At 41.6% G+C, this 26,747-nt stretch carries 14 protein-coding genes and 4 pseudogenes; 12 read left to right on the top strand and 6 right to left on the bottom strand.

The genetic code is table 11. The annotated features are described in order from the left end of the window. The coding region (locus V7K67_RS26355) for a beta-ketoacyl synthase N-terminal-like domain-containing protein (protein WP_335169040.1) at positions 1-7,003 on the bottom strand (7,003 nt) is incomplete at its 3' end. Between the two features lie 608 nt (positions 7,004-7,611). Between V7K67_RS26355 and V7K67_RS26350 the strand changes: the two genes are divergently transcribed. The 7 genes and pseudogenes from V7K67_RS26350 (at position 7,612) to V7K67_RS26320 (ending at position 16,355) form a co-directional block, all read left to right on the top strand. Further along, on the top strand, positions 7,612-9,375 hold the full coding sequence (locus tag V7K67_RS26350; RefSeq protein ID WP_334731226.1) for a carbamoyltransferase family protein: 1,764 nt from the start codon (positions 7,612-7,614) through the stop codon (positions 9,373-9,375). A gap of 17 nt (positions 9,376-9,392) precedes the next feature. Next, positions 9,393-10,688: an ABC exporter membrane fusion protein gene (locus V7K67_RS26345; RefSeq protein ID WP_335169038.1), complete on the top strand. Its 1,296-nt coding sequence runs from the start codon at positions 9,393-9,395 to the stop codon at positions 10,686-10,688. A gap of 124 nt (positions 10,689-10,812) precedes the next feature. After that, entirely contained in the window at positions 10,813-11,985 is a 1,173-nt protein-coding gene (gene devC, locus V7K67_RS26340) for an ABC transporter permease DevC (protein WP_334731228.1), read from the top strand. A 27-nt stretch (positions 11,986-12,012) separates the two neighbouring features. Beyond that, positions 12,013-12,684: pseudogene (locus V7K67_RS26335) on the top strand (ATP-binding cassette domain-containing protein); the annotation flags it as partial. Continuing rightward, a complete protein-coding gene (locus tag V7K67_RS26330; RefSeq protein WP_335169042.1) occupies positions 12,658-13,359 on the top strand; it encodes a GAF domain-containing protein in 702 nt (233 codons plus the stop codon). The pseudogene V7K67_RS26335 and the gene V7K67_RS26330, both read left to right, overlap by 27 nt. A gap of 61 nt (positions 13,360-13,420) precedes the next feature. Continuing rightward, positions 13,421-14,695, top strand: a complete 1,275-nt coding sequence (gene ectB, locus V7K67_RS26325) for a diaminobutyrate--2-oxoglutarate transaminase (RefSeq protein WP_335169036.1) — start codon at positions 13,421-13,423, stop codon at positions 14,693-14,695. Beyond that, the gene (locus V7K67_RS26320; protein ID WP_335169034.1) at positions 14,682-16,355 is read left to right on the top strand and encodes an alpha/beta fold hydrolase; all 1,674 of its coding nucleotides are present in this window, start codon (positions 14,682-14,684) and stop codon (positions 16,353-16,355) included. Before ectB ends, V7K67_RS26320 begins: the two co-directional genes overlap by 14 nt. A gap of 186 nt (positions 16,356-16,541) precedes the next feature. Here V7K67_RS26320 and V7K67_RS26315 read toward each other — a convergent pair whose 3' ends face one another. Next, complete coding sequence (locus V7K67_RS26315) at positions 16,542-16,925, bottom strand: recombinase family protein (protein ID WP_335169032.1); 384 nt, start codon at positions 16,923-16,925, stop codon at positions 16,542-16,544. A 156-nt stretch (positions 16,926-17,081) separates the two neighbouring features. On the opposite strand from V7K67_RS26315, the gene V7K67_RS26310 reads away from it, so the two are divergent. Then, positions 17,082-17,459 (top strand): ASCH domain-containing protein, encoded by a 378-nt coding sequence (locus V7K67_RS26310; RefSeq protein WP_335169031.1) that lies wholly within the window; start codon positions 17,082-17,084, stop codon positions 17,457-17,459. Positions 17,460-17,575: 116 nt separating this feature from the next. On the opposite strand, the gene V7K67_RS26305 is transcribed toward V7K67_RS26310, so the two are convergent. After that, the gene (locus V7K67_RS26305) at positions 17,576-19,183 is read right to left on the bottom strand and encodes a hypothetical protein (RefSeq protein ID WP_335169028.1); all 1,608 of its coding nucleotides are present in this window, start codon (positions 19,181-19,183) and stop codon (positions 17,576-17,578) included. Positions 19,184-19,543: 360 nt separating this feature from the next. On the opposite strand from V7K67_RS26305, the gene V7K67_RS26300 reads away from it, so the two are divergent. From V7K67_RS26300 to V7K67_RS26290, 3 genes and pseudogenes are all read left to right on the top strand, one after another. After that, positions 19,544-19,702 (top strand): hypothetical protein, encoded by a 159-nt coding sequence (locus V7K67_RS26300; protein WP_334731233.1) that lies wholly within the window; start codon positions 19,544-19,546, stop codon positions 19,700-19,702. Between the two features lie 270 nt (positions 19,703-19,972). Continuing rightward, positions 19,973-20,119: a hypothetical protein gene (locus V7K67_RS26295; RefSeq protein ID WP_334731234.1), complete on the top strand. Its 147-nt coding sequence runs from the start codon at positions 19,973-19,975 to the stop codon at positions 20,117-20,119. Further along, positions 20,092-20,367, top strand: a pseudogene (locus V7K67_RS26290) (transposase domain-containing protein); the annotation flags it as partial. The gene V7K67_RS26295 and the pseudogene V7K67_RS26290, both read left to right, overlap by 28 nt. 59 nt (positions 20,368-20,426) lie before the next feature. Here V7K67_RS26290 and V7K67_RS26285 read toward each other — a convergent pair. Together V7K67_RS26285 and V7K67_RS26280 are read right to left on the bottom strand one after the other, a co-directional pair. Next, positions 20,427-20,771 (bottom strand): annotated as a pseudogene (locus V7K67_RS26285) (DUF1392 family protein); the annotation flags it as partial. A gap of 163 nt (positions 20,772-20,934) precedes the next feature. After that, positions 20,935-21,204 (bottom strand): annotated as a pseudogene (locus V7K67_RS26280) (cytochrome); the annotation flags it as partial. A 386-nt stretch (positions 21,205-21,590) separates the two neighbouring features. Here V7K67_RS26280 and V7K67_RS26275 point away from each other — a divergent pair. Beyond that, the gene (locus V7K67_RS26275; RefSeq protein WP_334731235.1) at positions 21,591-23,510 is read left to right on the top strand and encodes a S9 family peptidase; all 1,920 of its coding nucleotides are present in this window, start codon (positions 21,591-21,593) and stop codon (positions 23,508-23,510) included. A 296-nt stretch (positions 23,511-23,806) separates the two neighbouring features. On the opposite strand, the gene V7K67_RS26270 is transcribed toward V7K67_RS26275, so the two are convergent. Continuing rightward, entirely contained in the window at positions 23,807-26,746 is a 2,940-nt protein-coding gene (locus V7K67_RS26270; protein WP_335169026.1) for an NHLP bacteriocin export ABC transporter permease/ATPase subunit, read from the bottom strand. Position 26,747 lies beyond the last annotated feature (1 nt).

Raw genomic sequence — 26,747 nt, 5'->3', positions numbered from 1 at the left:
CCCTATTCCCTATTCCCTGTTCCCTATTCCCTATTCCCTGTTCCCTATTCCCTATTCCCTGTTCCCTATTCCCTATTCCCTGTTCCCTATTCCCTATTCCCTGTTCCCTATTCCCTTTAACAATGACTGCTACCTGCGAAAAACCACTTTCAGCAAGCAATTGTTGCCACTGTTCGGCACTGATTAAAGGATAGTCGGGGCGGATATCAAAATCTTGAAATTTCCACCACCCTTCCAAAAGTCCGAAGATTAAATCTACCCATCGCTGGCGGCGAGTGCCTTCCAACAAAACTAACTGACCTCCTGGGGCCAACAACTGCCGTATATGTTCTAAGGTTTGGCGAAGGGATGTTGTCGCGTGTAGGACGTTGGCAGCAATGACGACATCATATTGATGAGAGGCAAATCCTTGCTCAGATGGCGACTGCTCGATGTCGAGCTTTTGATAGCGGATAAAAGGATAATCTCGAAACTTCTCTTGGGCTTGACTGGTAAATAATGCCCCTATATCTGTAAACACGTACTCGGTTTGTGCGGGATGAAGCTGCGGCAGAATATAGTGGGTTGTGCCTCCCGTACCTGCACCAATTTCTAACAGCCGCACTCCTCGAACGCCAGGTAGCTGTTCTAGAGCGATCGCGATCGCCTCTGCCACCAAACCATTCATGACTTTTGCCCCAGGCGAATCCTGATAAAATCGAGTCGCTGCTGTCGTATCTCCACCTGGAAACACCAATTGCACCGGATCGATAGCGCCTCGCAGTACGGCACTTAGTTGAGAGGCACAGCGTTCCATCAATGTCAGTTCTGCATCAGTATCAGGGAAGCGATCGCGTAATGTGGCGACCGCTTTTTGAAGAGTGACTTTTTCAGGGATGCGGATGACTTGCCATCGTTCTCCAACTAACTGTAGAACTTCAACTTCAGCGAGCATTTGCAACAGGCGTTGTAAAAGTAACCGATGCTGCGAAACGACTCCTAACCGTTTGGCGATCGCTTCGGTAGAAAAGTTATCGCCCAGATGCCATAGCCAGCCCATCTCCTCAAAGGCTTGCAGTACAAATTCAATGCTCAGGTTCTCTAGCTGGTTGAGGAAGTTACCATAATCCTCCCAGTTACTTTTAGCTGTTAATTGAGGGATGCTAAGTTGCAGTTTTTGTTGAATAGATGCTGGAGTCAGCAATAAATTAAGCGATCGCCATTGGCCAAATCTGGCTCTGACTCGCCATTCCACTTGATAGAGCCAATCTGTAATATCCTCTTTTAAAGGGAACAGGGAACAGGGAACAGGGAACGGTGGAGTTGCGAGTTTGACTCGCAAACCTTCTACAGTCGCAATGGTTTCTCCTTCAGCACTAAACAGGGTGACTTGACCAGTTTGTTCTGAAGTAAGCGATCCCATTGCCCAGAGGCGCTGACTAGGACGATGGAAAACCTGCAAGCGCTCGATGCCGACTGGAAGATAAGTTTTTTGCTCTGCACTTTGTTCATTTTCAGAGGCAGCAATAACTTGCAGGCTGGCATCTAATAGCACCGGATGTATTTGATAATCGGTTGCTTCTACAAATTGTTCTGCTGATAATTCAATTGTGCCCAAAGCTTGCTGACCATCCCAACCTAAACCTTGGATGGCTCGGAAGCTAGCACCATAATCAATCCCTCGCTGGTGAAAATTTTCATAAAAGCGATCGACTGCTAGCGATCGATCACAATTTGCTTGACAATTTTCAATATTTATGTATCTAGTAACATCGACAGTGGATCGGCAGATTTTCCCCTGAGCGTGCAGCAGCCATTCAGGATTTTCTTCAGACTGTAGACTAAAAATCTGAAATAGATAAGCGTCATTTTCTAAGGGAGTGAGGATGGTTTGCAATGTTTTAAAATCTGTTTCTGGCAGCACCAACCCTTGTAGAATTACCACATCCTCAAGCATCAACCGATGGGTTTGAAACAGAGTAGCACCAGCAGCCAAGGCCATTTCTAAATAGGCTGTGGCGGGGAAAAGCGGCTGGCTAAAAACGCGATGGTCGCCCAGGTAGTTTGGAGAAGTAGCACTCAGTTGAGATTCAAACTGAATGTCTTTCGATGCGGAACGCAGTCTTCGACCCAGGAGCGGGTGAATAAGCTGATTTTGGGTCGCTGGCACAGAAACTGAACCCAACCAAAACCTTTGCCGTTGAAAAGGATAAGTCGGCAAAGCTACTTTCCGTCGTTGCGAATAGTCTCTCTCGAAGCCATGCCAGTCTACTTTTACACCCTGAAGATAAAGTTCGGCTAAACTGGCGAGCATCTGTTGCCAGTCCGATCGCCCTGAACGCAGACTAGGCAGCCAAACTCCCACTCCTGCTGGTAGGCACTCTCGTCCCATCCCTAGTAAAATGGGCTTGGCTCCTATTTCCACAAACACTTCATAACCCTGTTGATGCAGAGTGTTCATGCTCTGGGCAAATCTGACGGGTTGAGAGATATGATTTACCCAATAATCAGCAGTTTGGATTTCTTCAGTGGCGAAAATACCTGTGAGGTTGGAAATTAACTTGATGCTTGGTAGTGAGTAGTTAACCTCTGCGGCTAAGAGTGCAAACTCCGCCAACATCGGTGACATTAAGGGGGAGTGAAAGGCATGAGAAACGTTTAACTTTCTAGTCTCAATGCCTTGTGTGTGTAGTTTGGTAGATATTGCTCTGATGGCTGAGGTATTTCCAGAAATAACAGTATTATTCGGGCTGTTAACAGCAGCAATTGCCACCTCTTCTAAGTAAGGTTGAATAACTGTGTGAACTAATTTCTCATCAGCCAACACTGCAACCATCTCTCCAGTATCAGGTAATGCTTGCATCAGGCGGGATCTATGAGCAATCAACTGCAAACCAGCTTCTAAACTGAAAACACCAGCTACACAAGCAGCGACATACTCACCCACGCTATGCCCCATAACTACATCTGGAATAATGCCCCACGATCGCCATAACTGGGCTAAGGAATATTCCAAGGCAAATAAAGCTGGTTGGGAATAAGCGGTTTGATCTAATAGAGAAGTTTCATCTGGAGAAGAATAAAGGACGCTGAGTAGGGATTTTGCTAAATAGGGGCGCAGAATTTCATCGCAGCGATCGAGAGTTTGGCGGAAAGTTGGCTGGGTTTCGTAAAGTTCGCGCCCCATACCAATATACTGAGAGCCTTGTCCTGTGAAGAGAAAAGCTATTTTGTCTGACTTTTTACTGTGTACTTTGATGTTTACAAATTCGGTCGTTTTTAGTTTTTCTTGTAACTGTTCGATAGATTCAGCAATAACAGCTAAACGGTAGTCGAAATGCGATCGCCCACTGTTAGCTGTAAAGCAAATATCTGCCAGGGATATCTGGAAATTTGAGAAGAGAAATACTTGATAACTTTCTATCAGTTCCCGCAAAGCTTGTTCATTTTTGGCTGAGAGGGTGAATAGATGAAGGGGACGCTCAGAAGAGGCAGGGGGGCAGAGGGGATGGGGGGCAGAGGGGTAGAGAGGCAGAGGGGCGGAGGGGCGGAGGGGCGGAGGGGAAATACCATTGTCACTCCTCCCCTGCTCCTCTGCTCCTCTGCTCCCCTGCTCCCCTGCTCCCCTGCTCCTCTGCTCCTTTAATGGTGGTGCTGCTAAAATTACATGGGCATTCGTACCGCCGAAGCCGAATGAAGATACACCGGCGAAACGTGGCTGCTTCTCTTCCAACCATTGTTGAGGCTGGAGCGGAATTGATAAGGGTGTTTCTGCTAGGGAAATCAGGTGATTAATCTGATCCAGATGCAGATGGGGTGGAATTTCCTGGTGCTGCAAGCACAATACCACCTTGATTAAACCAGCAATTCCCGCCGCAGCTTCTAGATGTCCAATATTAGTTTTCACCGATCCCAGCCAACAGTCCCGATCTGGCGTAGCGTAGCCGTCCGCAGGACATCGCTCTAACATCAGCGCTGCTTTTAAAGCATTAACCTCTATGGGATCTCCCAAGGATGTCCCTGTGCCATGAGCTTCTACATAGCTAATTTGTGATGGCAAAACTCCTGCGTTAGCTAAAGCTTGCTGGATGACTGCTTGTTGAGCAAGTCCATTAGGTGCGGTGATGCCATTGCTACGACCATCTTGGTTAACTGCTGAACCTCGGATCGTGGCCAGGATATTGTCTCCATCTCGCAGCGCATCATCAAGGCGTTTGAGAATGACGATTCCGCAGCCTTCCCCCCGAACATAACCATCAGCTTTCGCATCGAAGGTTTTGCAACGACCATCTTTAGCCATCATGTTTGCCTGAGCAAATGCGATCGCCAATTGGGGAGTCAAGATTAAATTTACTCCTCCAGCGATCGCCATCTGGCATTCCCCTTGATTTAAACTTTGGCAAGCTTGATGAACAGCTACTAATGATGATGAACAAGCTGTGTCTACTGCCCAGCTAGGCCCGTGCAAATCTAATAGATAGGAAATCCGGTTAGCGGCAATACTTAAAGCATTACCAGTTGCAGAATAGGTATTGCCATCTGCATAATTTGCTAGTAACTGGGAATAATCGTTATTGCTGATGCCAATGAATACCCCTGTATGACTTCCTGCAAGTCGCTCTGGTGCTTGAGATGCGTTTTCTAGGGCTTCCCACGTTACTTCTAGTAGTAGCCGTTGTTGGGGGTCAATGCTCTCGGCTTCTCGTGGAGAAATCCCAAAAAATTGCGGATCGAAGCGATCAACTTGTTCCAGAAAACCACCCCAACGGACTTGGGAGTTACTGGCATTCCAACGCGATCGCGGAACTTCGGAAATAGCATCAATTCCCTGATGTAGTAACTCCCAAAAAGCTTCGGGGTTTTCGGCTTTCGGAAAACGGCAACCCATACCAATAATAGCTATGGCATTGGTGTTAATAGGAAGGGAACGGGGAACAGGAAACGGGGAACAGGGAGAAGTAGCAGTTCCAATTGCTAAATGTTGAGCGAGGGTTTCAATGCTGGGGTAATCATACAATAAAGTAGGAGAAAGTTGTCGCTCCAACAATTCTTGTAACTCACTGGCAATGCTTACAGCTACTAATGAACTCAGACCGTAGTAAGCTAAGGGTTGCTGAATATCAATTTGTTCAGGAGCAATTTTTAGTTGCTCTGCAACTTTTAAAATTAACCAAGCTTCGATATCTTTTTGGTTGTAATGTTTTAAAGGGAACAGGGAACAGGGAACAGGGAACAGGGGAGGTATTGGAACGGGACTGTTCCATTCTGCTACAACATCTAAGCTGTGATTTAGAAATGCCAACTGGCAAGCACTACGCTGAATTTTACCACTAGAAGTTTTGGGAATGCTGCCTGTTTTTAACAGCAAAACTGCATGAACCTGTAGATCGTGTTGCTCAGATACGGCTTGACGAATTGCACCGATAACTTCATTTTGATTGAGTTTACGGAGATAAGTTCGTTCTATTTCTTGAACAAGAACTAACTTTTCTTCACTGTTAATTTCAACTGAAAATGCTGCCCCACAAGTTGGTCGTAATGCTGGATGACTTTGCTCAATTGTCTGTTCGATATCTTGAGGATAATGGTTGCGTCCCAGGATGATGATGATATCTTTAATCCGACCTGTGACAAATAATTCCCCGTCCTGCAAAAATCCTAAATCCCCGGTTCGCAGAAATGGCCCTTCATTAGTATCTGCTGTATAAGCATGGAAAATTTTTTCTGTTTCTTCAGGTCGATCCCAATAGCCCCCAGCGACATTTTGTCCAGCCACCCAAATTTCTCCAACTTTGCCAGGTGGATACAAGGTTAAAGTTTCCGGGTTAGCGATCGCTATTTTTTCCTCTAACCAACTCTGACCACAACTAACAATTTTTTTGGCTTTTTCTGCCTCATTGGTAATTTTTACAGTATTTTTTGCTAATTCAGTCGTATCAATAGTAACGACAAACGGAGCAGCATTTTTCAGACCCCCAGAAACCAATAAAGTTGTTTCTGCCATACCATAGCAAGGGTAAAATGCTTCAGGGCGAAACCCATAAGGCGCAAAAGTTTGGCCAAATCGGTCTAGTGTTTCTGCACGGATGGGTTCAGCACCATTAAAAGCCACTTCCCAACTACTCAAATCCAGGTTTTCTCTCTGTTGGGGAGTAATTTTGTTAACACATAGATCGTAAGCAAAATTAGGAGCGCCGCTAGTGGTTGCTTTGTAGCGGGAAATTGCCAAGAGCCAACGAACGGGTTTCTCTAAGAATGCGACAGGTGACATGAGAATGCCAGGTACACCTACATATAATGGCTGGAGTACGTTCCCAATCAGTCCCAAGTCGTGATAGAGTGGCAACCAACCTAGAATTATGCTTTTTTCTGTATGTTGGGTTGCTCTCTTAATCATTTCTTCGTTGTAGAGCAAATTCCCATGACTCACCATCACTCCTTTTGGTGAGCCTGTAGAACCAGAAGTATATTGCAGAAATGCTAGTGATTCACTTTTGATTTGGGGAGGAACCCAATCATCAGCAAGATTGTTAGAGATATTATCAGTAACTAAGTAGTGTAAATTTAATGGTTTGAGTTCTGCTTGGTAGCTTTCCCAGTTAGCCGCAATCGATCTAGTGGTAAGGGCTAGAGATACTTGGGCATCTTGGATAATAGCTTTTAACCGAGTTAGGTGTTGGTTGCGCCGGGGTGGATAAGCGGGGATAGCGATGACTCCTGCATACAAACACCCAAAAAATGCGGCGATAAATTCCCATCCTGGTGGATACAGCAGCAAAACCCGCTCTCTAGTAGTCCCAAGGGATTTTAATTTGTCTGCAAAATGACAAATTAGCACTTGCGCGATCGCCCGTGCTTTTATATCTAACTCTTGATATGTAATACTAACTTCTTCAGCTTCCCCATCCACTAGAAAAGTGTAGGCTGTTTGGTTAGGGCGATCGTCTGCTCTGTAGCGTAATAAATCAACTAAAGTAGAAGATTTACGCCCAGAACTGCTTAAGCCATCTGAAATAAAAGCCATTGACTCTGTTTACCGGGCGACCATTAAAGTAGCAGCGAGCCTATTTATTCGCATTAACCTTGTTTGGTTGAAGCTAACTAGGATATCTGTTTTTTCTGGATGAATGTTTTGGCCTACAAAAGCTTTTTGACTACATCTCAAAAACACAATTCCTACTGTCATATAGCTCGTTACAAGTGTGTTCTTAGTAACCTAAGATACAAACCTTGTTATATTGTGCTTTTCTATTTATCAGTAGAAACTTTTCTTAAATGTAATATTTAGAAATATATCGAAATATTTGACTCTATTTATTTATAAAATCAGTAAATTTTTGTAATACTTCGGTAGGAAAGTTTATTCACAGAGTATGTTGGAAAGACTTTTTGACAACCTCTGCGACTTTTCAAGCACCTGCGAATACATTGAATTTATAAAATTCGTATTTGATTTTTTAAAAAACTCATTACATATCTGTTCCCTGTTCCCGTTCGGCTACGCTACCTCGGCTCCGGTTCCATCGAGTGAAGTCGAGATGCTCGGCACAAGTCACGGCAAGCCTGTTCCCTGTTCCGTTACTACGCAAATAAGTTCGTAATCAAATCGGATTCCTGTATAAGCAAATTTATATGCCTAGAAACTATATTGGGTTATCGTGTAGTTGCCACGATCCAGCTTTGGCAATTGTTAACTCTAATGGAGAGGTAGTATTCGCCGAAGCTGCGGAAAGATACCTGCAAAATAAACGGGCATGGTATAGCCCTCCAGACGATCTGATCCGAATGAGTGAGTTGCTTAACACCTATTGTGAAAAAGATGCCGATTTAATTTTAGCAAGTACGTGGCAGCCATCAACTCTCCGAAAAGCGGAATTCTTTTACTTTAATTCGTTGTTCCAAAATCCAGTTATTCAATTTTTGTTAGGTTTATTATCTAGTGAAACACCTCTACCTGCTCCATTTTCACAATTGTTAATTTCTGGTACTGCCAAAAATCTAGGCTTAAATACAGAATTTGTGTTTTTATTAAAAAATCAAATAAATCCTCAAATTAATTCTCGTTTGCAGGTGACTCGTAAGGCATTCGATCATCATCTGACCCATGCTGCGGCAGCTTGTTACAGTAGCCCTTTTGAGGAAGCATTGTGTGTGATTGCCGATGGCTATGGTGAAGGTTCATCCACTGCTATATTCCATTACGATCGCGGCACTCTCAAGCCGATTCCAAGGATAAAGCCTTCCATACCCAGTTTAGGAATCTTTTTTGCTAAACTTTGTAACGCTTGTGGATTCGATTCTATCAAAGGGGAAGAATGGAAAGTAATGGGGTTAGCACCCTACGGCAAGCTAAATCAGACTCTCTATGATTCACTCAAAGGGCTAATGGAAGTAAAAGATGGGGGATTTATATACAAGAATAAACAACTAATTCAACAATATGAATCAACATTAAATCATTACATATTAAAGCGTTGGGATAATCCCTACGATGCTGCCGATCTTGCCTATACAGGTCAACTTGTTTTCTCGGAATTAATGACAGATTTACTCAAAAGTGCTTATGAGATTTGTCCATCTGATCGTCTTGTCCTATCTGGTGGATGTGCGCTCAATTCAGCTTTTAATGGTCAGGTACTAGAATTAGTGCCTGAGTTTAAGAGTTGTTATGTTTTTTCTGCGCCCGGAGATGACGGTAATGCCGTTGGTGCGGCTCTACTTGCTTACTATAGCGATCACCCTCCCCAGAATAAAAAACCTGCAAAGCTCCAATCACCTTACCTGGGTTCAACAATATCAATGAAAACCTTGAGTAACTTAGAGCAATATAGCCGACTTAAAAAAGTTCCGTTGGAATGTGGCGAAACAGTCTCTCAAAAGGCGGCACAATTTTTGGCCGAGGGTAAGATTATTGGCTGGATGCAAGGCAGGGCAGAATTTGGCCCTAGAGCTTTAGGAAACCGTTCGATTCTTGCCGATCCCAGGTTGCCTGATATTAAATTACGGCTGAATATAGAAGTGAAATATCGGGAGGAATTTCGCCCATTTGCTCCAGCTATTTTGCATGAATACGGTGCTGAATATTTCGAGAATTATCAAGAAACTCCGTATATGGAGCGTGCTTTACGCTTTCATCCCCAAGCAGCAGAAAAAGTTCCAGGTGTAGTTCACGTTGATGGTACAGGTCGGCTTCAAACGGTTAAGCGAGATTGGACTCCCAGGTTCTACGATCTGATCTCAGCTTTTTTTCAACTAACAGGAATTCCACTAATTCTGAACACAAGTTTCAATGTGATGGGAAAACCGATCGTTCATAGTGTGGAAGATGCGATCGCTGTTTTTATGACAACAGGCATGGATGTATTAATTATTGAAGATCGAATTTATTTAAAGTAGTCCGATGGTCAGTCTTAATGAAGTTAATCAATTCCAAATCCACAGTAACTATTACTTTGATCTCTACACTAATTTTAGCTAGTCTTATTTTTTTTATATTCAAGCGATTAAATACCCCAACCACAAATGGAAGAGAGAGTACCCTAGCAAATGTCTCAGGCACAAAAACATCACAGAAAAGTGTGACAGCGCTCGGACGAATCGAACCAAAGAATGCAGTTATCAAATTAACTGGACCATCCTATCTTTATAGCGGTAGGGTAATGCGGATTTTAGTTAAAGAACAAGAGCAAGTAAAGCTTGGACAAATCATTGCCATTCTAGATATTTTTGATAAACAGCAAGCAGTGTTAAAGGCAGCAGAGCAAAAAGTTCAAGTTGTGCGATCGCAACTTAATCAAGTGCTAGCTGGAACAGCCAAAAAAGGGGAAATCGCTGCTCAAAAGGCAGCAATTGCTAGCTTAAAAGCTGAGTTCCAAGGTCAAATCGCTACCCAAAAAACTAAAATTGCTCGTTTGAAAATTCAATTACTGAAACAAAAAGATGTTGACACAGCAGCGATTATGCGTTTAAAAGCAAATTCAAATCAAGCAGAAATTGATTGTCAACGTTATGAAAATCTATTTAAAGATGGGGCTACCAGTAATGCTACTCGTGATAGTAAATGTTTAGAAGCCAAAACGGCTCTGCAACAGCTGAAAGAAGCAAAAGCCAATCAAGAGCAAATTGTGACAACTTTGCCGCAGGAAATTAATGAAGCAGAATCCACAATGAAACAAATTTTGTCAACTTTTCCGCAAAAGATTGCCCAAGCTCAAGCTATTCTTGACCAGCTTCAGGAAGTTCGTCCTGTAGATATAGAAGTTGCTTCCTCGCAATTGAAGCAAGCGATCGTTGAAGTGAAGCAAGCTCAATCAGAACTTGATTTAGCTTATGTCAAAGCACCTTTTCCAGGACAAATTCTGAAAATTCACACTTGGCCAGGAGAAAGTATTGGTAGTGATGGAATTGTTGACTTCGGTCAGACTCAAGAAATGTATGTGGTTGCAGAAGTTTATGAAACTGATATTGGGCAAATTAAGCCAGGCCAAATTGCTGCTATCTCTAGTAAATCTTTACCATTTGAATTACAGGGTCAAGTAGAACAAATTGGCTTACAAGTTGGCAAAAAAGCTGTTTTTAACAACGATCCTACTTTAGATATGGACGCTAGAATATTTGAGGTTAAAATTAAAATAAATTCAGATTATACAGATAAAATTGCTCATTTAATTAATTTACAAGTGGAAGTAAAAATTGATACGAATTCTTAATATATTAAGACTCTTATTTAATTTTTGAATAAGACTCACTACGTATTCATCCCTTTTTTCTATTCCCTGTTCCCTATCCACGCAAGTAAATTCAGGAATCAAACAGGATTCCTATATAGGTTTAATGTTTCCACCAATTTCTTTAGCTTGGCTCCAGTTAAATCATAAAAAGTCTCGCTTAATAATCAGTATTATCGGTGTGGCTTTTTCTGTAGCTTTGATGTTTACGACTACAGGATTAAAAGATGCACTTTTTGAAGATTCTGTCACTATACATAAAACTCTCCAAGCTGATTTAGTTATTCTTTCTGCTGATTTTCAGTCCTTTTGGACAATCCATACCAATCCATTTCCTCGCCGGATTATTTATAGTCTGTCAGCCATTAATGGTATAGTTTCTGTCAATCCTTTTTATGTGGCTTTTGCCGGGTTTAAAAATCCTGATTTAAAGACTAAAAAAAATATAGGCGTTGTTGCTTTTAATCCTGATAAACCTACTTTTAATTTGACTGAAGTTAATCAGCAAATATCAGTTATTAGAAACGATGAAACTTTTTTATTCGACCGCCTTTCTCGTCCTGAATATGGTGAAATTGTAGATAAATTTAAAGCTCTGAAAAAACCAGGCTCAGTTGTCACTGAATTATTAGATAACCAAATTAAAATTGGTGGTTTTTTTTCTATTGGGGGAGGAGTGTTTTCTGCTGATGGATTATTAATTACTAGCGACTTAAATTATGCCAATATTTTTAACAGACCTATAGAAAAAGTACATTTAGGTTTGATAACCATAACACCAGGAGCATCTCCAGAAGAGATGATTGACAAAATTAATCAAAAACTATCTTACCAAGTTAAAGTAATAACTAAGGCAGAGTTCATAAAACTGGAAAAATTGTATTGGCAAAAGGCAACTCCCATAGGTATAATATTCAATATTTTATCATTAGTTGGTTTTATCTTTGGAGCAGTAATAGTCTACCAAATTATTTTCACCCAAATTTCGGATTACATATCTATATATGCAACATTTAAAGCGATTGGATATACAAATTTTTATATAATAGCTTTAGTTTTACAAGAATCATTTTTGATGTCTATCATCGGTTATATCCCTGGATTAGTAGTCAGCTTAGGCTTATATAAATATATTCAATATAATACTCGTTTGCCAATGATATTAACGATTGAGAAAATTCTTACAGTCATATCTTTAACAATATTTATGTGTATTTTTGCAGCACTTATGAGCATTTTTAAACTGAAAGATGCAGATCCAGCAGAATTATTTCAATGAATTATTTAGTAGCTAAAGAATTATAAAATGGAACTTAATTATGTTATCGAGATGCATAATATTAACCACTATTATGGTAAGGGTTCATTACGCAAGCAGACTTTATTCGACATAAATCTGACAGTTAAATCAGGAGAAATAGTTATTCTGTCTGGCCCGTCAGGTTCAGGTAAAACAACTTTGCTAACATTGATAGCAGGATTACGTTCTATTCAACAAGGAAGTATTAAAATTTTAGGTACAGAGATATTCAAAGCGAGCAATCAAAAACTTTTACAACTACGTCGTCAACTTGGTTATATTTTCCAAGATCATAATCTAGTCCCTTTTTTAAATGCTGTTCAAAATGTGGAAACCTCTCTATTACTAAATAAAGAGCTTTCTAAAAAAGAAATTCGCCGAAAAGCAGAAATAATTTTAGAAGAAGTTGGATTGGGACAACAAATGTATCGAAATCCAAATCAACTTTCTGGAGGACAAAAACAAAGAGTTGCGATCGCCAGAGCGTTAGTCACAGAACCCAAAATAGTTCTAGCAGATGAACCAACAGCATCCTTGGATAAAAATACTGGGCGTGATGTTGTTGATATCATACAAAGATTAGCGAAACAGCGAGGATGTACTGTGATTTTAGTAACTCACGATAATCGTATTCTTGATATTGCCGATCGCATTATTAGTTTAGAAGATGGTCGTTTATCCGTTTCTAAGGGAGAACTATTACTCGACATCAGTAATTTTTTCTCAGCAATTAATGATATTGAAACTAATCAAATTAGTAGCATAATTGCAAGCTTAAATACTGAAAAATTTGCCGACTTTCTGAACAAATTAAATCGAGAGTTTAAACAGTTATTACAAACAGTCAATCTATTCAAAGACCGTTCTTTTAACAATAAAATAGATAGGATTATTAAGGTTATATCGCTTAAAATTGCTCAAGTTCTCAAGGCAGAACAAGTAACATTTTTTATTGTAGATTGCGAACGCCAAGAACTTTGGTCTAAAAATGCTATAGGTTTAAACCAAGAATTAATTAGTATCAGAATTCCTTTTAATACCGGAATTGCTGGATATGTAGCATCAACAGGAAGAAGTGTTAATATTCCCGATCCTTACACCGATCCTAGATTTAATCGCAAAATTGATCTGGAAACTGGTTTTAGGACAAAAAATATTCTATGTTTACCAATATTTAATTCTCAGCAGGAGGTATTCGCTGTAGCTCAAATCCTCAATAAAATTGGTGATATACCTTTTGATCGTGAAGATGAGCAAAAATTTTTTTTATTGACTAAATCTTTAGGAGTTATTCTGGAGACAAGTATTTTATATATCCAACAAATATCCACGTCAAGAGGGGAAAAGGATTAACCATTTTTCCTCAAAATCAAAAATATGTAAGTTAAATGTCCCACAGCTTAAATAATAAAAAATGGATATTTTTACACGTATTGAATCAAACGTTCGGAGTTATTGTAGAGACTTTCCCACAGTTTTTGTGAAAGCTATAGAACATGAAATATTTGACGAAAATGGCAATAGCTATATTGACTTTTTCTGTGGTGCTGGAGCGTTAAATTACGGACATAATAACCCAAAATTTAAACAATATCTGCTCGACTATATTCAAGGGGACGGTATTACCCATAGTCTAGATATGTATACCCAAGCTAAAGGTCAGTTTCTCGAAGCTTTTGAAGAACTGATTCTTAAACCAAGAAACCTAGACTACAAAGTAATGTTTCCAGGACCGACAGGTACAAACGCTGTTGAAGCAGCGTTAAAATTAGCACGCAAGGTTAAAGGAAGACCAACCATTGTTCATTGTAAAAATAGTTTTCATGGGATGACACTAGGCTCACTTTCAGTTACTGACAATCAAAAATATAGAAATGCTTCAGGTGTTCCACTCAGAAATTCTTACTCAATTCCGTTTAATAACCAACATCATGAATGTGGGCAAGAATTAGATAAATTTTTCGAGCAATTAAACTTCCTTAGTGAAAAACCAGCCGCAGTCATTTTAGAAATCGTTCAAGCCGAAGGTGGTATTAATGTTGCTAGTGCATCATGGCTAAAACAGCTTTGGCAACAAACTCAAAAGCAAGATATTTTACTCATCGTTGATGATATTCAAGTAGGGTGTGGAAGAACTGGAACTTTTTTCAGCTTTGAACAGTTTGGATTAAAGCCAGATTTAGTTTGCTTATCAAAGTCAATTAGTGGTTATGGAACCCCAATGTCTTTACTCCTAATTCGCCCTGAATTGGATTGTTGGGAACCTGGAGAACATAACGGTACTTTTCGCGGTAACAATCTAGCTTTTGTGACAGCTAGGGCTGCTATTCTTGAGTATTGGCAAGATAATGAATTATTAGCAGAAATTAACCAAAAGTCCAGCATATTAACCCAAAATCTCCAACAAATAGTAGACTTATTTCCGGCACTTCATGGCAAGCATCGGGGTCGAGGCATGATTCAAGGAATTGCTTGTCAGTCAACTGAAATTGCCTCTAAAATTAAGCAAATAGCTTTTCAGCGAGGATTGATTCTCGAAACTGCTGGTTCACATCATGAAGTTCTCAAACTGTTGCCACCTCTGACAATTAGTTATGAGGCTTTATACAAAGGATTAGCGATTATAGAAGAATCAATTGATTATTCTCTAGCAAGTAATCTTAATTTATCAGGCTATGAAAACCACTAACAGAGCTAATACTGTTCCAATTGGACGACCGATCGCTAATACTCAAATTTATATTCTCAACCAATATCTACAACCAGTTCCAATTGGTGTTATTGGCGAACTTTACGTCGGTGGAGATGGTGTAGGCAGAGGCTATCATAATCGCCCCGAACTGACCCAAGAGAAGTTTATTCTTAACCCTTTTAGCAAAAAAACAAATGAGCGTCTCTACAAAACAGGAGATTTAGCTCGCTACCTTCCTGACGGCAACATTGAATATGTGGGTCGCTGCGATCATCAAGTAAAAATTCGGGGTTTTCGGATTGAATTGGCAGAAATTGAGGCAACTCTTGTTTCCCATCCTCAAGTTCAAGAAGCTTTAGCGATTGTCTGGCAAACTCCATCGGAGCTAGAGCAACTTGTGGCTTATGTAGTTTCAAAAAAATCTTGCTTGGAGGAATCGCAACTGCGCCAATTTCTCAAACAAAAACTGCCTGATTACATGGTGCCATCGAGCTTCATCATGTTAAAAGAAATGCCCTTAACCCCCAACGGAAAAATTAATCGGCAAGCATTACCATCCCCAAGCCATTCTACTAAGCAGGGGGGTGAGTTTATTCCTCCCCGTAATGTTGTAGAACTCCAACTTGCACAGATTTGGTCAGAGGTGCTAGATGTCGATCGCATTGGCATCAGGGATAATTTCTTTGACTTAGGTGGGCATTCTCTGCTTGCAGTTCGCCTCATGACCAAAATTGGGCAAAAGTTCCAAAAAACCCTGCCCTTAGCAACACTTTTTCAATCGCCAACCATTGAACAGCTAGCTAGCCTTCTGCAAGCTCCAATCATAGTTTCCACAGGTTCTCCCCTAATCCCTATTCAGCCCCAAGGTTCTCTTCCTCCCCTATTCTGTATTCATCCTGGCGGCGGTCATGTCTTTTGCTATGTGGAAATGGCAGGGCAACTATCCCCCACTCGCCCAGTATATGGATTGCAAGCATTTGGTCTTGAGAGCGATCGCCAACCATTAACCAGCGTCGAGGAGATGGCGGATGAGTATATTAAGGCTATACGGCAAGTTCAGCCCCAAGAACCTTACTATCTGGTTGGTTGGTGCAGTGGTGGTATCATCGCTTTTGAGATGGCGCAGCAGTTATTAGCTAGTGGGTATCAAGTTGCTTCCTTAGTTTTAATTGATAGTTATCCACCAACGGCGGTCGATCGAAATGAGGACATCGATCGGGATATGCTCATGGCGATGCTGATCGAAGAGTTAAGTGGACTTTATGGCAAAGAACTAGCGATCGCCTTGGAGGAACTGTATCAACTAGACCCTCTAGATCAATTAAACCTCTTACTTGAAAAGGTGCAACAACTCGGCATCCTACCCAGTGATATGGAAATACAGCAGGCACAAAGATTATGGAATGTTTTCTGTACAAATTTCATGGCTTGCCGTCATTACCAACTAAAAACTTACCCTGCTAAAGCTTTATTAATATGTGCGAGTGAAAACAATCAGTGTAAGGTTCAAGATTCAAATTCCGGTTGGAACACTATTATCAATCATCTGAAAACCTGTACAATTCCTGGTAATCATTACACCATAGTCCAAACTCCCTTGGTCAAAAATCTGATTCAAGCACTAGAAATGGTTCTGGAAACACCGCAAGAAAAATGAGCAATCAACAATGGCGATTGCGATTGCGGAACTATCTATATCTTCTGAAATCCTATTTGGTTTTGTTCATTTCTAGCCAGCAATTCTCATTTTCAAATAAATAGGTGTAGCGAACTGCAAACATCCAGCGATAAAACTGCAAACAAGGCGATTTTGAAACCACATTAATTGCAAATAAAGGGGGTCTCAAAACCACAATAATTGCAAATGAAACTGCAAACATAATGCTGTGATTCTGCTTTGCATTGAATCATCTAGCACCATACCTTGCTTGGCGATATGGACGTTAATTCCTCGGCGCACGCAGCACTCTAGCATTTCTAATACTTGTAGGGTGGAGCGTGCCATGCGACTAACTTCTGAAAAAATGACTACATCGGATGCTTGTGCTGTTTGATTGAGTAGTTGTCCTACACCTCGCTCTAACCATTTCTCCCGTCCAGAAACCGTGTCCTCTATAAACTGGATGGGACTCAAAGCATGGGTGTTGGCATACTCCAAAATGCCATGTCGTTGGTTGTGTAGGTCTTGGCGATCGCTGGAGACTCTCAAATAAGCATAAATGCTCATAGCTACCTTGACTGTCGGTTTAAACAGCTTTTGATATTTAATCGAACGGTATTAGTTCAAATTAAACCACGAAAACGGACTGCGTTCACAGCCACATCCGCACCCGGCACTTGCGGCGTTGGATGCTTACGTTCAATTGCTGGAGTTTTAAAACAGATGAAAGCACTTTCAGTCAGACAACCTTGGGCATGGGCAATTATCTATGCTCTCAAGGATATTGAAAACCGTGGCTGGCCCATCAATTACCGAGGCGACATTCTGATTCACGCAGCCAAAACTTGCACCAAAAAAGAGTACCAGTCAGCGAGAGAATTTTGCCAAGGGATGGGGGTAATAATCCCAGAATTAATCTCTTTACTCCCGGTTCGCTCATTTTTTTTGGAGTTCGAGAAATTGCCGAAAAACAGAAAATCTAGGTCTAGTAATGGTTTTAGCCATTCCCCTAAATTTACCTTGAACTACCACCCTGTTCTAAAAACTCTATTTTTATGCGATGCCTACGGCGGTAAACTACGCGCAAAGTTGGGATTATAGTACTTTTGTATTGTAGATTAGAACCCCTACTAAATCGTTCAGCTTTTTTCTAACTCAATTTAAAATGGGCGAACCGGGAGTAATTAATTTTGCCTAACCACTTATTGCCGATTTGGTCATACAATCAGGGTTTGATTAAAGAACGGAGCATGCTTTCGTTCACATTCTGCTTGCCATTCTTCCAGAATGAGCAGTGCTTCTTCCAGTTTTTGGCATTTTTGAACCCCATGACTTTCGGTTTCAGAAACGATGTATCCTTCTTTGGTATGTTTAACTGCCGCATCATGAATGGGTGATGTAAGACGAAGCGTCTGACCCACTTGCAGCGATTTAATTTCATTCACGATGATATACATTGGCAAAGTGCCCGAATCATCGTGCTTCCAATTTTCCCTGTCTGAGGGTTTTTGCTCTAGACTGAAATTGGCAGCTTGATAATCCGCATATTGCGTAGGATTATCTTCATTATCTGCTGGAGCGTCATGATTCATGATATGATAAAGACAAGCCTTCCTGGCGAATGTAGTGGCATTATATATGCTGGTTGAATTGAGCGGGTCTCCACTATCAAGTAGATTGTCAATTTCCGCCCATAAATCCGCCAAATCATCTGCTCCTCTGGAAAGCACATAAGACCAGCCATCACACCAGCCGCCCTCAGTCTTTCTGTAATTCCAGGCATAATCGGCACGAAGCTGGTCCTGCTCGTTTATCGGATTACTTTTCCAAAGCTTAATCATCTCATCCTGAATTTGTTCTTGATTATGCTCAGGCTTCCGAACAGAAATCGGCTCATTCTTGTTCTTTGACATTTGTATTGGTTGCTGTTCAGAGGAATAATTATCAGCCATCGCCAGAAATTGACCGTAGTGATCGCCTGGTTCCCCGATACTCAACTTGGCTTGTATCCTTAATCCACTGGTTTGTGGCGATGCACTACTACTTTCTTGCACTGCCAACTTACTAATACTGTGACCAAAGCTTTTTGCTTGCAAAAGTAGGGTGTTTAAGTCGGTTTTCTGGGTATGGGTATCTGATTTTTTTTGCACGGCAAACCCACGACCTTCAAACTGATTTTCTTGGGCTTTTGTGATTGATGTTTCCAAATCCGGTGATGTAGCCATACCTTCGTCTGCTACACGCTGTACCATCGGTTTCATTTGCAGTTCGTCTTCTTCGGCTGGCAGAGATTCTCGCTGTATGCTGCTCTCCAGTTTCATTTGGAGTTCTTCTTCCTCTTGAGGCAACGACTCACGCTGAACTTTTTCGCCCTGTGATTGATGAATCCGTTGCACTACAAGACGAGCTGTTTCATCAGCCTCTTGCTCATACTTATCCCCAGGCTCTCCAATTGTCAGCTTTGCCTGAATTGGAGTTGATATCTGTGGTCTACGAAGTGGAATATTGGCAATATTATGACCAAATCGGGTTGCGTGTTCAAGTCGAGAATTCAATAGTCCGTCCATCTTGGCTTGCAGAACTGTTAAGCGCTCCTGTCCTTCGGATGTAATCGTGCCATACTTGGCTTGTATGGAAAGTCCAGTTGCTTCCATCTGTTGTTCTGCAAAGCCTTCATTCTCTATATCAGTTGGTGTTTTAGCTGCAACTGATGCTTTTTGGATTTCGCTACTAAATGGTCTATGCGTTAATTGAGGGTGTGAGTTTAATGCCAAGGATTTGGAATAGGTAGATGAGTCAGTCTTTGGCGATTTTGTTTTGTGCATTGTTTTTACAAGTTCATGATTTGCAGTCAACCTGATATCTTTCACTGATGTCAGGAAAATCTCGAATATTTTGAGTAAAAATCTAGGTGCTTAAGGTTACAAAATGCCAAAAACCAACCACTGAGTCATGACATACGAAATTCAGTCCTAACAGGATTTCAAAACTGTTTTTTAGCTCTATTAAAAAGAGACTTGTGAGCTATTTGAGTTTTGACCCAGAACTAAGTATCTTAGTTTTCTCCAGCCTTTATGCAGCATATCAGTTTTTGTCATTCGCACAGCGTTTTGTAGAGAAGTTTCCGTCGTGCCTGGAACAAAATTATTGCAGGAATAGTAGCAATACCTCTGTTGGTTGCTTCCATGCCTAATGAAGCATCAGCTCTATCAGGAATTGTCAATCCAGAAGTTCAAAAACCACAAGTGGGAACATTATTGCTAGCGAGACGTAGGCGGTGGATACCAGGGCATTGGGTAAGAAGAAATCACCATCGCGTATGGATTCGGGGACATTATCAATAAGCCCAAGTCAGAAACTTAAGTGAATTTTAGGTATTTGTAACTAAATTCCCAAATGCTCTTGCCCGATAATAATTTTATTATCGGGTAGTCTTTTTTAATTAATTTGAAGACGATTTTTGAGTGCATAGATTACGAATTAAGAAAAAGCGAATTGTTAAAATAAGCACCCCAATCCGAAAAAGCGCATTTTGGGGTTGTCAGACCAGTAGGGTGATCGCAGTTGTCTTGATATCAAATTTTATACAACGTCAAAAAATAGGAGAAATCTGAATGTCTACATTTACCGTCACTAATACGAACAACAGTGGTGCAGGTTCACTGCGGCAGGCAGTTCTAAATGCCAATGCTCTTTCAGGAAAAGATATCATCAATTTTGGGGGACTGGTTAAGAGAGTAAGCTCGTACTCAAAGCCTTAGAAACTGCGATTCCATCTGATGCCATTGAACAGGCGATCGCTAACGCTAAAGCAAGCGAAGATCGTAAACGTGCCTTACCATCTCATCTGGTGATTTGTCTGATAATTGCCATGAGTTTATGGTCAAAAGCTTCAATGAGAACAGTGCTGAAAAATCTAGTTGATGGTTTAAGCGAAGCTTGGGTGAGAGTAGGGCAGTATTGGAGAATACCTTGTAAATCGTCAATTACCGAAGCTCGACATGTTCTGCTTTGAGCAGACAGTTCTTCTAAAATTGGAGAGCGCCACTCTACCCCATAAAGCCAATTATCTTTGAGGCTAAAAATTCCTTGAATAACACGGCGTGTCGGCTGTTCACCGAAATCAACCTCAATTATGTCCCCCAATTTAAAAGCTGGGGTAGAAACAGTAGACTTTTCTAGTAGATTTGTTCTATGAAATTCTTGTTCAGCTAAGTAGAGAGTTTCATTCTGGCAAACAATTGCATAAATCCATTCCTGTTTTTCCCACAAAACACCACAGCAGTAGCCTGACAAGTCTGAGATTGGCAACAAAACTTTTTCTAACATTCTTACTGCTAATGGAGGCATGGTCTGACCCCACTCAGGAGAAATATGCCAACAGGATTCTAAAGCGGTAATTTGGTGAATCATCTGGGAATTTAGTTCTCTTTTTTATACATACACTCTCTTGGAGCAGTCTGATCCGGAATATAATTTAAATTTCGGAAAGCTAACGCAACAGATGGGGATTCAAACCCAATCAATTCGAGAGCCTCCCAATTTGAGAAGACTTTACTGATTCACTAATTCGTAACTAAGATAAAATTGTTTTGGCAGTAGCGATCGCCTGCTCCACACTCTCCACAATATAAACATTTTCTGGCGACAGTTTTTTAAAGAAAAGTTTACTTTCTTCATCATTATTCAACAAAATTACTTGCTTATTTGCTTTCAAAGCTAGAGCAATTTCTGAAGCGGTTCCTGCACCCATCCCGCAAGCAATTACTACATCACTGGTAAGAACGTTAATATTGTTTCTAGAATTACCCATGTCTGTGAAAATAGCAATATCCACATACTTGCTTTCTCAAGGCTACTGATTCCTCTTAAATTTTTGAATTTGGAGTTGCTGCCCACTGGTTACAAAAATCATGAAAGTACAGAAGATTTGTACGATATCGAGGCGAGATACAATGGTAGACTAAGCTCTGACCCTGATTTTTGTTAGATATTTTTAGTCTCGCCGTTTTTTGTGCCTTTTTTGCTCATTCTCAATCAATCTTAGCGTAGGCGTAGCCTGCCGCAGGCATCGCACGCAACACCTGCCCAGTTTCTTATGTTTCATATCTAGCAAGCTTTTTGCCGTTTTCTAACCGTCGAACTCACGTTAATTTGGCACAGCGACAAATAAAAAGTCACTGTACATATATTGTTCTTCATATTGATTTGATATTAGGGAGTTTATAGCGCGTGACTAAACCAAAGGTAGCATCTTACGGTTCTTGGAAATCTCCCATCACAACAGACTTAATTACTGCACGTACAATTGGATTCGGGCAAATTGCTCTCGATGGCGAAGACATTTATTGGAGTGAGTTACGACCGTCAGAGCAAGGTATAACCGTGGTAGTAAAACGGAATGCTAATAATCAAATTCAGGATATCACTCCTGTGGAGTTCAATGTGCGTTCCTCTGTTCATGAATATGGCGGTAACTCTTTTCTCGTCGTTGATGGCACTGTTTACTTCAGTAACTTTGCTGACCAACGCCTCTATTGTCAGAATATTAATACTGAACCGCGAGCAATCACACCTCTAGTTGCTGTGCGCTATGCAGATGGAATTTTTGACCGTCAACGCCACCGAATTATTTGTGTATCTGAGGATCACGCCATTGCTGGTCGTGAGCCGATCAATACACTGGTAAGTCTAGGATTAGAAGGAGATAGCAAACCGTTAGTATCTGGAAACGACTTTTACGCCTCACCTCGTCTTAGCCCTGATGGTTCTCGCTTGGCTTGGCTGACTTGGAACCATCCAAATATGCCGTGGGATGGCACTCAACTATGGATAGGGGAACTTCTCGCAGATGGCTGTTTAGTCCATACTCAACAAATTGCGGGTGGTTTAAACGAATCCATATTTCAGCCAGAGTGGTCTAATGATGGCAATTTGTGCTTCATCAGCGATCGCACTGGTTGGTGGAATCTCTACAGTTGGCAAGATGGAGAAATTCAAGCTCTGACACAAATGGAGGCAGAGTTTGGTCGTCCGCAATGGCTTTTAGGCACATCAACTTATGCTTTCGAGTCCGCTAACCGTATTATCTGCACATATACCCAAAAAGGTAGTTGGCACTTAGCTAGTCTTGACACAACAACAACTCAATTGAAACAGTTGCCGACACCATATACAGAAATTAGCGGTATTCAGGCAACCCCAGGACGAGTTGTTTTCCGAGCAAGTTCTCCGACTGAGTTATCTGCTATTGTGCAACTTGATTTGGCTACTGAAAAAATAGAAGTGTTACGCTGCTCTAGTGATGTAAATATTGATGCTGGTTATCTTTCACTCCCTCAACAAATTGAGTATCCGACAGCCAAAGGTCAAACAGGCTATGCTATATTTTATCCACCCCAAAACCGTGATTACACTGCTCCTGAAACTGAGAAACCTCCTCTAATTGTCAAAAGCCACGGTGGGCCAACCGCAGCTGCTTCTAGTAACCTGAGCTTTAGTATTCAGTACTGGACTAGCCGGGGTATAGCGGTTCTAGATGTAAATTATGGTGGTAGCACAGGTTATGGACGAGAGTATCGTCAAAGATTAGATGGTCAGTGGGGAATTGTTGATGTAGATGATTGCGTCTTTGGTGCGCGTTACCTAGTAGAACAAGGGATAGTTGACGGCGAGCGTTTGGCAATTTCTGGTGGCAGCGCGGGTGGTTATACAACGCTTTGTGCGTTGACTTTCCGTAATACTTTCAAAGCCGGTGCCAGCTATTATGGAGTCAGCGATCTAGAAGCTTTAGCGCGGGATACACACAAATTTGAATCTCGATACTTGGAGCATTTAATTGGTGCTTATCCACAACAGCGTCAGATTTATCAACAGCGATCTCCAATCAATTTTACTGACCGTCTTGCCTGTCCTGTAATTTTTTTCCAGGGGCTAGAAGATAAAGTCGTTCCTCCAAACCAAACACAAGCAATGGTTACAGCCTTGCGGGCTAAAGGTCTGGCAGTGGCTTATGTTCCCTTTGAAGGTGAACAACATGGCTTCCGTAAAGCCGAAAACATGAAAAAATCACTAGAAGCTGAACTTTACTTTTATTCACGTATTTTCTGCTTTGAACTTTCTGAACTAATCGAATCAGTAACCATTGAATAAATAGTTGCTATGCTGATGTTTTCAAAATTTGTCTTGGGCAGGGATTGGCGGTAATTATCGAACCATGACCGAACAAGGCAAAAGAAAAACAAGAACAAATGGTTTAAAGCCCCTCTCTTACAAAGTTCTGAGCGGAGGTTTCCTCCGCTCAGAACTTTGCGCTAAATTTATTTATGGAATATATGAAAACATTTGTTTCAAGACACGCAGTGCAAGAAACAAGACGTTCATTACAAATCCCCTAAATTTATTTATGGGGATTATCTTTTTACTTACTAAAAAGATATAGCATCTTCTTAATCCAACTGTCGTGCAACTAAGCGAGCAAATAGTCCTTGTTGTTTGACTAAATCATCATATTTACCCACCTGGATGACACGTCCCGCTTCTACTACATAAATACGGTCAGCATGGCGAATTGTGCTGAGGCGATGGGCGACCACAATTCTAGTCGCATTCAGTTGATCTAAACTTTGAGTCACTATGTTTTGGGTTTGATTATCCAAAGCACTTGTAGCTTCGTCCATGAGAAGAATTTTGGGTTTTAATACTAGGGCGCGGGCAATCAACAGTCGTTGTCGTTGTCCTCCAGAAAGATTAGTTCCGCCTTCACTAATTACCGTGTGCATTCCCATTGGCATGGCTTTAATATCTGCGTCAAAACCTGCCATGCGGGCTGCTTCCCAAGCTTCATCTAAAGTGACTAAAGCTCCAGCCGCAATACTATCAAAAATTGGTGCAGAGGAAATGCGAACATTTTGCAGTACCACACCCAATTGTCGTCTTACTGCTTGAATATCTAGCCCAGCCAGGTCTTGACCATCGTAATATACGGTACCGCTTAAGGGAGTTTCAAAACCCAATAACAAGCGAAATACTGTTGATTTACCACTGCCACTGGGGCCGACTATCGCCACAAATTCTCCGGGTTCGGCATGGATGCTGACATCATCAAGAGTCAGGGGGCCGTCGTCCCGATAACGGAAAGTGATGTGTTCTAAAGCAATACGTCCCGTCAATCTGCCTGGGTCTGCTTTGGTGGGGTCTGATTCTTGTTGTGACTGTAAAAGCGGTCTAGCTCTTTCCCACAGAGGAATAATCTCCAAAATATCACTCAAGGTATTGCTAATCTCAGTCGCACCACTAATAAACACAGCAAAAGCCGCATTAAATGCCAGAAATGAACCCGGTGATAGTCCACTAGGTATGTTCTGGGCGATCGCTATCTGAATAAACAAAATTGCAAACCAAAATGTGAGGACGGAACTGATGACGGGAAGTGCTTCATTAAAAACCGTGATACTATCATCAATGCGTTTGATGCCTGATTGTAACTTGGTGCGTTGGCTATATTTTTTCGCCCAAGCTGCAAATGCCCGTTCTTCAGCCGCAGCAACCCGCAACTTGGATACGCCTTGGATCAGTTCAACAGTCAATCCGTTAATTTCTCCATCTAGTGCCTCTTGTTTTCGTCTTTTACGAACAATGATCTGACTGGAAACTATGGTGATAATAATCACTAAAACACCCATCCCTACACCCACCAAAGCCAATTGCCAACTATAAGCGAACATCAATATCAAGTTGAGGAGCGCGAACAGGCCGCTTAAGAGTGTACGTTGTGTGGAACCACTGATCTGAGAGCGAATTTGACTGACTACTAGCAGCCGATTGACTAAATCACCTGAAGAATACTGGCGAAAAAACCCTGGGCTTAATTTGAGTACCCTGTCCCAAACGGCGGGTTGGAGAGCAGCATCAGCAGCACTTTCTACTCTTAAAGTAATAATCTGTTGTGCTAGTTGAAAGATAGCTTGCCCAAAAGCAGCAGCAAACAGAGCTAATCCCAGTTGTAACAACAAAGAATAATTGCTATCGGGAATTGCATCATTAACTAAGATTGCCGTTGCTTGTGGAGTCACCATCCCCAGCAGTGAAGCCAAGATGCCCAAAACGATGATAGCGACGATGTTTTGTTCATAACCCTTAATGCCAAAACGGAAAATATCTACCGCATTGCTCATAAACTGAGGTAAGGGTCGATAAAACGTGTAAGCTTCTGGTTTGAGGTTGTTGCTGACTGCTGCATCCACGGGCTTGCGGGTCGATGTTTCTGGGTCATACAGCACATAATGATTGTTTTGGGCGGGTAATAAAGCTACTGGCTGGTTAGCTTTGGTGTAAGCTAACAAAGCACCGTGTTCTTGTTGCCACCAGTTACCAATCAGTAACACCCTGCGGACTCGGCATTGGGAAGCTCTGGCAATTACCTCTGTGGGGTCTTTAACCCGATCAAAGTCTTCCGATTGGGCTGGAGGGCGAATTTCAATCCCCATTGCCTGACCTACCGCACCAGCGGCCATCAGCAAGTAAGGGACTTCAGGAAAAAATTCTGCTTCTTGCGACTGCAATACTGCTGCTAATTCGCCCATTGAGCTTTCGATCATCCGCCGATTTATCTGCTGTCTTTCTTGGAAACGGCGAAATTCTAAGTTAATTTGCTGCTGCTCTAGCAGGTTAAAGTAGTAAAAAAAGTAACTGTGGAACTGCGATAAACTAAAAGCAATTTGCTCAATGGTTTCTAGCTCTTGAGTCAGACTAGTATAAACTTCTACAGGATTTTCGGCTGTCAACCAAGTGCCAAAAACCAGAGGCATAAGTGGAGAAATAATATCTACCTTCAGTTCTTCGATACCTTGCCAAAGAGTACTGCCTTGACGTAGATGAATCCAGGCAACCCTTTGTCCTATTTGCCGATCAATGGCAAAGGGGCGAGGCGGTACTAGGGTTTGCTCTTTGAGTAGTGATATATAATGGGTTGCTTCTGCCAGGATACTATTCGCTGGGGTATTGGCTGCTGTTGGTTGCTCACTGAGCCATTCTCCTATGTGGCAAAGCCAACCTTCTAGCCAGGCGATCGCCTCATGATTAACCTCTTTGACTTGCTCAAGCACGTCTGCCAAGGTCAATGCCAGGATTTCACTGTCTTCGAGTGCAACTGCCAAAATCCCTCTCAGTTCTTTGTTGTTGAAAGTTGGCGCGAAATTAGCTCCAAATAAAGCTTCGTTTGCACCGATATTAAATAGAAAGCGGCGCACACCTTTAATTTCTGCGTTCTCCACTAAGACGCTATGCAACACCAAAGAACCAGATTTCACTACCCAGACCCTATCGGGATCATCTAAGAGTAGCGGCTCGTTACTTTTAACGATGCGTCCTTGCCGAGCAATACTCATA

This window comes from Nostoc sp., from assembly GCF_036917155.1.
Taxonomy (GTDB): Bacteria; Cyanobacteriota; Cyanobacteriia; order Cyanobacteriales; family Nostocaceae; genus Nostoc.
The sequence above is the reverse complement of the archived record's forward strand: the minus strand, read 5'-3'. Positions and strand labels throughout refer to the sequence as shown.